The following is an 11,630-nucleotide window of genomic DNA, read 5'->3' on the forward strand; positions in this document are numbered from 1 at the left end:
TGGTTCTGTCCCGTGAGAAGGGTCCAGTGCCAATCCGGCGAATTCGAGCCGGATGAACGATCCTATCCCTGAAAAACGTTTAGAGCGCTCTATAAACGGTCTCGAACGTTCTCCTGCATGGGTTCACACCCACGTCGATAACTCCCGAGCAGTCCTACGAGTAACCGAGGAGAAAGACAATGACCAACTTCAAACTCGGCCGGTGGCTGCTCGTGGCGCTCGCGATCGTCGGACTTGCGTTCGCCACCCCCGTGGTCAGCGCACACGGCAACGACACGACTGCTGACGACGCGCCCACGGACAATGCCACCGCAGATGAATGGGCCACTTGGATGGAGACGCAGATGACCGAACACATGGGCCCTGGTAGCGTCGAGTGGGTGGAGTCGCACATGGGTGTAACCGTCGACGAGATGGCCCAGGACATGGCTGACGAGGAATACCACGACGGAGCTAACGACGGGTACCACGATGGGGCTGACGAGGAATACCACGACGGCGGGATGTACGGGCAGGGCCACTGCTGACGGCCCTGACCGTTTCGATCGCTCCAATTGAACACCGCGATTCACCAACGCAAGATTATGACGCAACCCATCACTCACATCGGACGCACTGCTCGTCGACTCGCGATGCTCGCCGCCCCGCTGCTGGTCGCGGCGACTGGAACGGCTGCTGCCCACGGTAGTGGGAGCTACGGCGGGGGCATGATGGGCGGCGGCTGGGGCCTCTTCGGCGGAGCGATGGGGCTCTGGGGACTCCTCTGGATTGGGCTCCTCATCGCCGTCCCGCTCTACCTCGTCTCTGCGCTCCGCAACCGAGGATCCGGTGGGAACGAAGAGCAGTCGCTGTCGGTTCTCCGTGAGCGCTACGCCCGCGGGGAGTTCTCGGACGACGAATTCGATCGACGGCGAAACCAGCTCGAACGCACCGGATAACTGGGACAGTTGCTGTTCCAGCCGATACATCACACTCCCAACGCCCGCCGTTGCGGCACCCAACCGTTAACCCCGTGGACGGGGTATAATATTACATGGAATACACAATACAGACGTCAGTCACTGGCGAGTTCGACGACGTCGTCGACACGACAATCGCAGCGCTCGAAGACGAAGGATTCGGCGTCCTCTGTGACATCGATATCCAGGCGACGCTCAAGGAGAAACTCGGCGAAGAATTCCGCCAGTATCGCATTCTCGGTGCATGCAATCCACCGCTGGCCCACGAGGGACTGACCGAAGAAATCGAACTCGGTACACTCCTCCCGTGTAACGTCATCGTCTACGAAACCGATGACGGCGATATCGTTGTGAGTGCCGTCGATCCGCAGCAATTGGTCGGCATCGCAGGCAACGATTCACTCGACTCCATCGCGACCGAGGTCACCGAGCGTTTCGAGCGTGTTCTCTCGGCCGTCACCGACGAACTCGGATCCACGTCGGAGGCCTGATCTCGATGTCTTCATCGAACCAGCTCGATACCACAACCATCGTTCTCCTCATCCTCGGAGCAATCATTGTCTTGCCCGTGCTCACGATGGGGATGGGCTTCGGCGGAATGATGGGGTACGGCGGGATGATGGGCCAGTATGGCGGTACTGGTGGATGGTGGCCATTCGTCGGAATGCTCATGCCGCTCATCTTTCTCCTCATCCTCCTCGGTGGTGGCTACCTCGTCTTCCGGCGCACGAGCGAAACGCAGACATCTCGAAATCCGGCGATGGAGGAGCTCCGCACGGCATACGCTCGTGGCGACCTCACTGACGAAGAATTCGAATCCCGCCGCGAGAAACTCAAACGGTCGGAGTGAGCCAACGAGTACGCACCAAGGTGCGTATCCTCGTGCCTGTGTGATCGAATTCGTGATGCTACTCCCGATCACCACTGCGTGACCGCGCTTTCGAATCGAAGGGATGGAGCTCTCTCGGCTTACGATTCCGAACAGTAATGTGGTTAAGTTACAAGACCGTAGTATACGATGTGACCGGGGTCATCCTCTTCACCCGAGAGCGTGCGGAGCATGCGCAACACAACGGGAGAAAAACGACGGGATCGAGGAGAAGTATCCGGACGTGGAGTTCCGGGAGGTCGATATCCAGAAAGATCTGGAACGGGCCGACGAGTACGGCGTCCGGAAGACGCCGACGACACTCGTCTACGCGAACGGTGAACAGACCGCCGAGTTCATCGGCATCGTCGAGCGGAACGACCTCGAGTCGGCCATTGAGTGCGCGACCGGACACTCGTCTGGACTCGTCCAACGTCTCGTCGATGTCGTGCGAAAATATCGACCACTAGACCAATTCAAACCACATGACGAACTATAATCGACGTCAGTTCCTGGGAGTGCTCGGTGCCGGCGCAGTCGCCAGCACAGGCCTCTCTCAGCCAGCGAGCGCACAGGAGACGCCCGTCGTGAAGATGGGCAACAACTACTTCGACCCGATCGGGCTCCACGTCGAACCCGGCACGACCGTCCGCTTCGAGATCGCGGCCGGTGCACACTCGGCAACGGCCTACGAGAACCGGATTCCATCCGACGCCAGCGCATTCGATAGTGGGACCATCTCGTCGGGAGAGTTCGAGCATACGTTCGAGAAGCCGGGCACATACGACTACTACTGCATTCCGCACAAGTCGGCCGGGATGGTCGGTCGCATCGTCGTCGGCAGCCGCGGCGGTCCAGCCGAAGACAGCCCGATTCCGGACGGTGACGTGCCCGAGAGCGACGCGATCGTCAAGCAGGGCGCGATTGCGTATGGATCTAGCACCGGAGATGACGGGAACTCCGATGGTGGAATGATGGGTCCCGGAATGGGGTCTGGCCCGGGGATGATGAACGGCCGAAACGATGGATGGGTCGGTGGGCTGCCGTTCGTCGGTGGGGCACTCGGAGTGCTGGGGCTGGTCGGCGGACTTCTGTACTGGGCACTGGGTCGAGGTGACGCTCCGTCCCGGCGTGATCAGTCCGCGATGGAAACCCTCCAACGCCGTTACGCACGAGGCGAGATCGACGAAGAAGAGTTCCAGAAGCGTCGTGAGCGATTAGTTGAGAAGCAAGAAAACTGAACTACCGGAAGCCCACGACGATTCCCCACGCAGGCGTCCAGAAGTTACGATAGAAGTGTCCTGAGAGATTTTATACTACGGACTCAAAATCTGAGCGGTTCTATTTGTGGTGGAGGTCACAGAAGTACCAGCACGGAAGCACACGGCTTTAGCCGTGGGAGGAGGCGCGTGACATGGCTGGACATTGTCAGTGGTGGTCGTGTCCCCCGGACCCCGCATCAGCGACTGGCTCGATCGTCGCGAAGTTCTCCGGCGTCTCCTCGAACGCTCGTTTACAACTCCGGGAACAGAAGTGGTACGTCTCGCCGTTGTGGGTCGCGGTCGGTCCCTCTTCGACCGTCCGCATCCCGCAGACCGGATCGCGATACTGCCCTGGCGCGCCCAGTCCACGGCGGTAGACATAGAGAAGAAATCCGGAGAGCGCGAACGCGATGAGATTTAGATAGAACGTATAGTTCAGTTCGAAGTACGTCTGCTCGGACGCGGTCATGCCCCCTGTCAGGTCCGGCACGATTCCGAGGGCGTCGAACAGCTGCTCCATGAGAAAGCCGGTGAAGGCCATCGTCACGAAGAACACGCCGAGGATGTAGGCCATCACTTTCCAGCCGTAGTACTTCCGGTAGACGTTGAGGACGGGGATCGTGATTAGGTCGGCGTAGACGAACGCGATGACGCCGGCAAAGCTGACGCCACCGCCCCATAGTGCGACGGCGAACGGGACATTGCCCATACTGCCCACGAAACTGATGACCGCGATGGCGACGCCCATCACTGCGTTCTCCGCGCTGGCCACCAGGCTATCGCCCTGGAGGAACAGTGCGTTCCACACCCACTGCGGGACGAACACGATGACGAACCCCGAGATGAGAAAGCCCGCGATGACGTCCTTGTACAGCATCGACCACTCTTTGCGGTACTGGTTACCCACCTTGTACCAGCCACCCCACGACAGGAGTTCGTCGCGCCACCCGCCGCCACTGGCTGCCGCTTGCTGGTAAGTCTCCATGCACCCTTCCGAGCAGAATTTGAGCGTCTCACCGCCGTCGGTGACGATCGAGTACTCGTCTTTGCCTTCCATCCCGCAGGTCGGGTCCTCGGTGACGCCGTGATCGTGGTCGCGTTCGTTCAGTTCCTCCCGAACGCGGTCGAAGAGGGTCTCCGGAAGCGTCAGGTGCACGATCACTGCCATGACCGCGATGAGGATCACACCGCCCAGAAGCTCGGCCACCAGGAACTCCCACCCCAGCAGAATGAGGATCATCAGCCCGAGTTCGACGATAAGGTTCGTCGAGGCGAACATGAACGCGAGGAAGGTGACGACGTGTGCGCCTTTCTTGAACAGGCCCTTCCCGATGGCGACGGCACCGAAGCTACAGCCACTGCTCGCGGCACCGAAGAGGGTTGCCTTCGTGATTCCTACGGCGTCGCCGTCTCCGAGGACTGCGGCCATTCGCTCTTTCGAGACGTAGACCTGGACGAGACTGGTAATGACGAGTCCCATGATGATCGCCCACGCCGCCGTCCAGAGGAAGCCGACACCGATTCGAAGCGCTTCGATCACCTGGGTGGTGACTGTCGCTTGCATTGGTGGTACCTATTCGTCTCGTTCGAGCCGTTCTCGTCGCTGTTCGAACTCCTCATCGGTCAACTCGCCGCGTGCGTAGGCCGTCCGAAGCTCCTCGATGGCCGGATCAGTCGATCCGTCCCGATTTATGAGTGCCTTGTACGCGAGATACCCACCGGTAATCAGGACCGCGAGGAAGCCGAGTTGCATAATCGCGCCAACGACGAACATCCAGGTTGGGACCTGTCCGGTCCCGTCCCACATGCCGTGGTCCCAGGCTCCGTCCATCATCGGTCCGGTGCCCATCATGCCAAAGCCCATCCCGAACGTCGGGATGATGACGAGGGCTGCGATAATTGCGACGACGATCCAGCCCAGCTGTCGGTCGGTTGTGTTTCCTGCCATCGTATTCACCCCCGAGCAGAGCGAGTTACTCGAGTTCTAGTTGTAGAAACGGGTGCATTACTCAATGCGATTGTCCTTCAGAATACAAAGTTATCAGCCACGATACCGGGGGTTTTCGAAGGCCCCAATCGCTTCTCGTACGACTGTGTCGGGCTGCACAGCGGATTATCGTCTCGAAGTCGGACCAATCACGGCATGGTGGTGCTTTGGATACGAAGGCGTAATCGAGAAAGGCCGCAAGCCCGTTTCTCGAAGTACGATGAGTCCAACACTCACGGTCCAAGGGATGACCTGCGAGCACTGCGAACAGACCGTCGAAGAGGCGCTCGAAGGCGTCACGGGCGTCAGAGATGCACACGTCGACAGGAACGCCGAGCAGGTGACGGTCGACGGTGACGCTGACGAGGCACAACTCGTCGCGGCGGTCGAAGACGCGGGATACGACGCGTCAGCCTGATCCGAATCCGTTCACCATCGTCGGTACAATTCGTCCGACCCGGCAGACACGTTCACTAGGGCGACCACTCGCAGGCATCTCCCGTCGTGAGTTCGTTCTCCTCGATGTGGGCAGACAGACAGGCGTAGTTACAGAAATACTCCGGTGACCCGCAATCGTCGGTGCAATCGCGCACGCAGATCGGGTCGTGGTCGAATATCCGGGAGCCACAGTAGGTGCAGGACTGGTCAGCATCAGGGGTCCTAACGGTCGTCGACATACGTGTACATTCGGGGCGAACCTTGAATTCGTTTTGACTATCGAGTGGTACTCCGTCAGGTGACTGATCTTCGAGGCGGACTCTGTGAGAGACATCGTAGTCGTACGTTGGTACAAACGTGGGTCGATGGATTGCCTACAATTTCAGGGTAGGAACTGAGCCGAGAGCTCAGCGAGAATGAACGGCGGCCGACGACAGATTTCCATTTGTACCTGTAGTCGGGAGTCAACTGCCCCGCGCACGGTGGCGCGGGGCTTGTCAGTGAACTCGGCCTCTGCCGACCGTGGTTAGTCGGATGGGACAAACCCCCGGTTCGGCGTCACCGTTCCTGACTTCAGGGCGAGTTGACTGTCGCCCGTCCGCCGCGACGACTGGAGGCCGCGACGGACGTACCGCCACCCAACGTTCTTCGCTCCAACGTAGTCCGCGTTCGCCGTCGCACCACACTTCCCGCACTCAAACGTCGCCTGCCTGACGCGGTTCCCTTCGCTCGTGTGTCCACACTCGGGACACCGCCGACTCGTGTTCTCCGGATCGACGTACTCCGTACAAATGCCCTCCTCTTCCGCCTTGTACTCCACGAGGTCAACGAGCTGGCGGTGCGCCCACTGGTGGAACTCCTTCACTGGGGGCGCACGTTCCCTGATGTGTTTCAGGTTCTCGAACGCGATGTACTCGCAGTCGTGTGCCACCGCTTCCTCGATGATGTCGTTGGCCACCCGATGTAGGACATCTCGAACGTATCGGGATTCCCTGCCACTCATCTGCTGGATGGTACGGTGGGCGGACTGCGTACCGGTCTGTTGGAGACTGCTGCGAATCTGCTCGAACTCCCGGTGTCGATGTCTGAGTTCTCTGCCGGACGCGAAGTACGCCGTTGAGGTGGTGGCGATGTTGACGATGCCGAGATCGACGCCGAGAACTGTCCTGTCCTCGTCGTCGCCCTGTTGTTCGACCTGTTTCTCGGGCTTCGGTTTGCGGAACCCAAGGTGCAGGTAGTAGTCTCCATCGCGTCGGGTGAGCGTGGATTCAGTGAGTTCCCAGTCATCATCGTTGAGGTACTGGTATTGATAGCCGTCTTTGTCGTCCGGTAACGCGAGGTCACACCGAATGCGGTCATCGACAGTGGAGAGCGAGACTGTCCCGTCGTCGAACAGTGTCATCGTCCGGGTGTCATATTTCACCGTCTCGGCGGTGAACTCCGGCCGTGAAGTCTTGTACTCCTCGTCCAGGTCTTCGAGTTCTTCAACACCTTGGAGTGCGGCTGCGGCTTGGTGGGTGGCGAGGACCGCGTGCTGACTCCCGAGACGCGTCTCCTCCAGTACCATGTCGTAGGCGAGACTTTGGAGGTAGGTTTTCCGCGTTTCACCGTGTTCCCATCCGATCTGGCTGCTGATGTTGCAGGCAGTTTGCCACTCGTTGACGGTGGTATCGAGCAGTTGCTTCTGCTCGTCGGTGAGGGTAGGGCGGGTGATTGCGGTGCGCCTCAGGTAGTCGTCTCCCACGAGTTTCAATAGGTGGTAGTGGTACTTAATAGATCGTGGTTTGTGGCAGCGGGTGTCGGCTTCCTCCCCGCCCACGGTGGGGCGGGGAATCCGCCTTGCTACCTAGTTTGAACGTAGGCGGGTCCAACCGACGACCAGCAGGACTCCGTCCCGATTGTGAGTCGCAGAAAACGGTACCTCCAGCACTGGGCATATCTGTATATGGGAAACCACATCGAGCACGACTCTCACAGCCTCCCGAGGGGATACGGACCGTCTGGACATGCAACGGTCGGTGGACTGGCAGTCGCCGCAAACGGCTATCGGTTCGCCCCGTCATCCACTCACTTCACACCGGGCGATTCCGCCGACTGGGAGTTCCGAGTCGTTCGGGAAGATGGCTCGGTCGAAACGGCATTCGAGGAGGCCCACGACCAGCGTGGCCATCTGATTGTCGTCCGACGCGACCTAACTCGATTCCAGCATCTCCATCCGACGCTCGAAGATAACGGAACGTGGCGCGTCGAGGGGTTCACCCTCCCTGAACCAGGCGTGTACCGGGCGTTCATCGACGTCGTGATCGACGGACGACCGCTCACACTCGGCTTCGACCTCTTCGCAGACGGCTCAACAGTGGTGGAGCCCCAACCGGACGCAGGCCGGCGTGCCACCGTCGAGGAGTACACAGTCGAACTCAGTACTGACGAGGCCGTCGCGACCAGACCCACGAGGCTAACCTTCGAAATCCGGCGTGATCGTGCGCCTGTCACTCGTCTTGATCCGTATTTAGGTGCGCTGGGTCATCTCGTCGGCCTCCGTGAAGGCGACCTCGCGTACGTCCACGTCCATCCGGAAGAGACGAACTCGGACAGCGGTCGGGTCGAGTTCGTCGCGACCTTCCCGACCCCGGGGAAATACCGGTTGTTTTTCCAGGCGAAACCCGACGGGAACCTGATTACGACCGCCCACGACATCCGTTCCAGTACGTAAACCGCGGGGACATTTCGCAATTTGCCGGCGAGTACTTCCACTGCATTCCGGATACGAGACCACTGCGACCGTGAGTGTCCGACGCAGGTGCCTCGTGTTGTTCGTCCGGGGATTGCCAGTGTCTGCCCGGTACTTCAGACAGTCAGTCAGCCGGTCGCGCATCCGCAGATGGAGACACACCCGGAAGGCTCGGAACCGAAAGGTCCACTCGCCGGAGTAGCTGGGCATTGATTGCGACGATCACAGTGCTAAGCGACATCAGGATAGCGCCGACGGCCGGCGAGAGCAGGATACCGATCGGCGCGAGGACACCAGCAGCGAGCGGGATGGCGAAGACGTTGTAGCCAGCCGCCCAGACGATGTTCTCCTGCATCTTCCGGTAGCTCGCCTTGCTCAGTTTCACCAACCGAACGACGTCCAACGGATTGTTCTGCACGAGGATGACGTCGGCCGACTGGACGGCGACGTCCGTCCCGCTCCCGATGGCGATCCCGACGTCTGCTCGCGTCAATGCCGGTGCGTCGTTGACGCCGTCGCCGACCATCGCCACGAGTTTGCCCTGGTCCTGGAGTTCCATGACCTTCGTGTCCTTGTCCTCTGGGAGTACCTCCGCGAACACCGTGTCGATGCCCAGTTCGTCGGCCACTGCATCGGCCACGTCCTGAGAGTCACCGGTGAGCATTGCCACCTCGATGTCGAGTTCGTGGAGCGCGTCGACGACGCGGTATGACTCCTCGCGAATTACGTCCGCCATCGCGAACGCGGCGATCAGGTTACCCTCGCGGACGAGATAGACCACGGTCTGTGCGTTCTCACCGGCTTCGTCGGCGAATGCGGCGAGGTCCGGGGGAACCTCACTGTCGAGATGGTTCAGAAGGTTCGGACCGCCGACGTAGATCTCCTGCCCATCGATGAACGCCCGAACGCCCCGACCTTTCATCGCCTCGAAGTCCGTCGCGTCGGGCGCATCGACGTCTCGTTCAGCTGCTGCCTCCCGGATAGCCCGTGCAATCATGTGCTCTGAGTCGCCCTCGACCGCGGCGGCGAGTGCGAGTGCCTCCTCGTCGGTGACGTCGTCGACAGTTTCCATCCCGACGACGCCGTGTTCACCCTCGGTGAGCGTCCCCGTCTTGTCGAAGATGATCGCGTCGAGTTCGCGAGCCCGTTCCATCGCGATGCGGTCGCGGACGAGCATGCCATTGCGGGCGGCGAGCGAGGTGTTGATCGCGACGACCAGCGGAATCGCCAGTCCGAGGGCGTGTGGGCAGGCGATGACGAGTACCGTGACGACTCGCTCAATGACCGATACGTCGAACGTCGTCGCGACGGTCCAGGCGAGGCCAGTCACGAGGGCCGCACCGACGGCGACGTAGAACAGCCAGCCTGCGGCGCGATCCGCGAGCACCTGCGTGTTCGACTTGCTGCTCTGGGCCTCATCGACGAGGCGCATGATACCCGCCAGCGTCGTCTCCTCGCCCGTCGCGTCGATCCGCACGCGGAGACTGCCGTCGCCGTTGACCGTCCCGCCGATAACCTCGTCGCTGGGCTCCTTCGAGACCGGCTTCGACTCGCCGGTGATCATCGCTTCGTTCACGTCCGAATCGCCCTCCTCGACGACGCCGTCGGCAGGCACGCTCGCGCCTGGACGAACGAGCACGAGATCCCCTTCCGAGAGGTCACTCACCGGAACTTCTTCCGTTTCGCCGGACTCCGTAATTCGTTCGGCAGTGTCGGGCATCAGCTTCGCCAGTTCGTCGAGTGCGCTCGAGGCCCGCCGGACCGACCGCATTTCGATCCAGTGGCCCAGCAACATGATGTCGATAAGCGTGACGAGTTCCCAGAAGAACGCCGACGTCGTCGGAACGACGACGCTGGCGAGGCTGTAGACGAACGCGACGCTGATGGCCATCGAGATGAGCGTCATCATTCCCGGCGATCGGTCCCTGATCTCGGGGATTGCCATCCTGAGGAACGGCACACCGCCGTAGGCGAAGACGATCACCGCGAAGACCGGATTGATCCACTCGCTGCCAGGGAATGCCGGGACTGAGAAGCCGAGTTGCGCCTGGAGGAATTCGCTGTACAGCAGGACGGGAATCGAGAGCAGTGTGGAGACGAAGAATCGTCGACGGAACATCTGTTCATGGCCTTCGTGCATGCCACCGTGGTCGCCATGACCGTCGCCGTGTTCCGAGCCTCCGCCCCCGTGTCCCATCTGATGATCATGCGTGTCCCCAATTTCCCGTTCGACGTCGTCGGCATCGGCTGCCTCATCTTCGAGCATCGACTGCTCCGTACGGGACTCCTCTGCGTCGGGTACCGGCTCGTCACTCTCTGAACGTTGGTCGTCTTGGTGAGAGTGGGTTTCTTCGTCGTCTGCTGAGTGATGATGGTCGTCCATGAGAATTCAGTACTCGATCTGTACGGTACCGAGGGTGATGGGTGTGGGGCCTCCTAGAATGATTTCAGTAACTCCGAAGCCCCAGTCTGGAATTTGAGCCCCAGAGAACAACATTTCGAGTTATCCGTGTGAGTCATCTCTTCAGACCCGCTCTTGATACCAACCATGCTGCATCCATACTCTGTATTGCTCACACCGATTCTGGCAGAAAGTGGGGAGGTCGATAGCGCCCGTGCGAAATAGGAAGCGCGTATCTTGCATAGGGAGAACCACAATTGCCAGAAATGGTTATTGATCGATACAGAACCGTAATCACTCACTGCAGAGAACGATCACTTATGGACATAACGCCGACCATGCTCTCACGGTTTGGGGCCTGGGGACAGATCGGCATCCTTGTTCTCGGAGTCGTCTTCTGGGCACTCGAGATAGGAACCGGTCTCCTTGCGGCATGTGTCGGATATTTCATCGTCACGATGGCGGGAATCATAGGGATCGCGAGAACAGAGTCGGCCATCGATGGAGCCATCGTGTTTCCCTTCTTGGTCCCTGGGTTCGTTCCCCTCTATCACTTCGCAACTCGGTAAGCACGCACACTGAGCAGCTAATTCTCAGCAGTAACAGCGCGGAAGCCTACCTCTTCAGAAATGGGAGAAAACGCGTACGCCACGCTATACACACCACCTGTGAAAGTGATCTGCTACTGGCGTGACTCGGCACTGACGTTTGGCACCGCAAGTGATCGATGGGACCACGCCATCGTCTGGCCAAATCATCTGGCAGCTGATACACCAACGAAGGCTGTTCGAAATGGGGCGTGGTCCCTGTACCAATACCTTCCCTCCTGTTTGAACGTCCCCCAGTTGGGTCCTTCGCGTGCTCACTCGGCGTCTCGTCAAATCCAAATCCTGGTTTTCTCAAACTGATAGCTCTATGGCCCACACCGGTTTTCGTGTCTCCATATGGCTCGTTACTGCACAACACTGACTCCACCGCTCGTTC

Annotated in this window: 15 protein-coding genes; 10 read left to right on the plus strand and 5 right to left on the minus strand. The window is 59.9% G+C overall.

Annotated features, from left to right (window positions below):
- Nucleotides 1-179: 179 nt before the first annotated feature.
- From BV210_RS18275 to BV210_RS18300, 6 genes are all read left to right on the plus strand, one after another.
- The gene (locus BV210_RS18275; protein ID WP_077208208.1) at nt 180-527 is read left to right on the plus strand and encodes a hypothetical protein; all 348 of its coding nucleotides are present in this window, start codon (nt 180-182) and stop codon (nt 525-527) included.
- Between the two features lie 57 nt (nt 528-584).
- Nucleotides 585-938: an SHOCT domain-containing protein gene (locus BV210_RS18280; RefSeq protein WP_077208209.1), complete on the plus strand. Its 354-nt coding sequence runs from the start codon at nt 585-587 to the stop codon at nt 936-938.
- Between the two features lie 95 nt (nt 939-1,033).
- A complete protein-coding gene (locus BV210_RS18285; protein ID WP_077208211.1) occupies nt 1,034-1,450 on the plus strand; it encodes a DUF302 domain-containing protein in 417 nt (138 codons plus the stop codon).
- Nucleotides 1,451-1,455: 5 nt separating this feature from the next.
- A complete protein-coding gene (locus tag BV210_RS18290; RefSeq protein ID WP_077208212.1) occupies nt 1,456-1,809 on the plus strand; it encodes an SHOCT domain-containing protein in 354 nt (117 codons plus the stop codon).
- A gap of 103 nt (nt 1,810-1,912) precedes the next feature.
- Nucleotides 1,913-2,326: a thioredoxin family protein gene (locus BV210_RS18295; RefSeq protein WP_253741705.1), complete on the plus strand. Its 414-nt coding sequence runs from the start codon at nt 1,913-1,915 to the stop codon at nt 2,324-2,326.
- Nucleotides 2,313-3,068, plus strand: coding sequence for a plastocyanin/azurin family copper-binding protein (locus BV210_RS18300; protein ID WP_077208213.1), 756 nt, complete (start codon nt 2,313-2,315; stop codon nt 3,066-3,068). Before BV210_RS18295 ends, BV210_RS18300 begins: the two co-directional genes overlap by 14 nt.
- 187 nt (nt 3,069-3,255) lie before the next feature.
- Here the strand turns inward: BV210_RS18300 and BV210_RS18305 are convergent, their stop codons facing one another.
- Both BV210_RS18305 and BV210_RS18310 read right to left on the minus strand, forming a co-directional pair.
- The gene (locus BV210_RS18305; RefSeq protein WP_077208214.1) at nt 3,256-4,653 is read right to left on the minus strand and encodes a permease; all 1,398 of its coding nucleotides are present in this window, start codon (nt 4,651-4,653) and stop codon (nt 3,256-3,258) included.
- 9 nt (nt 4,654-4,662) lie between these two features.
- The gene (locus BV210_RS18310; protein WP_077208215.1) at nt 4,663-5,037 is read right to left on the minus strand and encodes an SHOCT domain-containing protein; all 375 of its coding nucleotides are present in this window, start codon (nt 5,035-5,037) and stop codon (nt 4,663-4,665) included.
- 259 nt (nt 5,038-5,296) lie between these two features.
- On the opposite strand from BV210_RS18310, the gene BV210_RS18315 reads away from it, so the two are divergent.
- The gene (locus BV210_RS18315) at nt 5,297-5,494 is read left to right on the plus strand and encodes a heavy-metal-associated domain-containing protein (RefSeq protein ID WP_077208216.1); all 198 of its coding nucleotides are present in this window, start codon (nt 5,297-5,299) and stop codon (nt 5,492-5,494) included.
- Between the two features lie 55 nt (nt 5,495-5,549).
- Here BV210_RS18315 and BV210_RS18320 read toward each other — a convergent pair whose 3' ends face one another.
- Together BV210_RS18320 and BV210_RS18325 are read right to left on the minus strand one after the other, a co-directional pair.
- Complete coding sequence (locus BV210_RS18320; protein WP_077208217.1) at nt 5,550-5,753, minus strand: hypothetical protein; 204 nt, start codon at nt 5,751-5,753, stop codon at nt 5,550-5,552.
- A 287-nt stretch (nt 5,754-6,040) separates the two neighbouring features.
- A complete protein-coding gene (locus BV210_RS18325; protein ID WP_077208218.1) occupies nt 6,041-7,258 on the minus strand; it encodes an RNA-guided endonuclease TnpB family protein in 1,218 nt (405 codons plus the stop codon).
- Nucleotides 7,259-7,459: 201 nt separating this feature from the next.
- On the opposite strand from BV210_RS18325, the gene BV210_RS18330 reads away from it, so the two are divergent.
- A complete protein-coding gene (locus BV210_RS18330) occupies nt 7,460-8,227 on the plus strand; it encodes a hypothetical protein (RefSeq protein ID WP_077208219.1) in 768 nt (255 codons plus the stop codon).
- Between the two features lie 142 nt (nt 8,228-8,369).
- Here BV210_RS18330 and BV210_RS18335 read toward each other — a convergent pair whose 3' ends face one another.
- On the minus strand, nt 8,370-10,385 hold the full coding sequence (locus tag BV210_RS18335; protein WP_084802722.1) for a copper-translocating P-type ATPase: 2,016 nt from the start codon (nt 10,383-10,385) through the stop codon (nt 8,370-8,372).
- A 15-nt stretch (nt 10,386-10,400) separates the two neighbouring features.
- Here BV210_RS18335 and BV210_RS20690 point away from each other — a divergent pair, with 15 nt between their 5' ends.
- Both BV210_RS20690 and BV210_RS20505 read left to right on the plus strand, forming a co-directional pair.
- The gene (locus tag BV210_RS20690; protein WP_157526159.1) at nt 10,401-10,565 is read left to right on the plus strand and encodes a hypothetical protein; all 165 of its coding nucleotides are present in this window, start codon (nt 10,401-10,403) and stop codon (nt 10,563-10,565) included.
- Between the two features lie 401 nt (nt 10,566-10,966).
- Nucleotides 10,967-11,215, plus strand: a complete 249-nt coding sequence (locus BV210_RS20505) for a hypothetical protein (RefSeq protein ID WP_077208221.1) — start codon at nt 10,967-10,969, stop codon at nt 11,213-11,215.
- Nucleotides 11,216-11,630 lie beyond the last annotated feature (415 nt).

The sequence above is a fragment of the Halorientalis sp. IM1011 genome (genome assembly GCF_001989615.1).
Taxonomy (GTDB): Archaea; Halobacteriota; Halobacteria; order Halobacteriales; family Haloarculaceae; genus Halorientalis.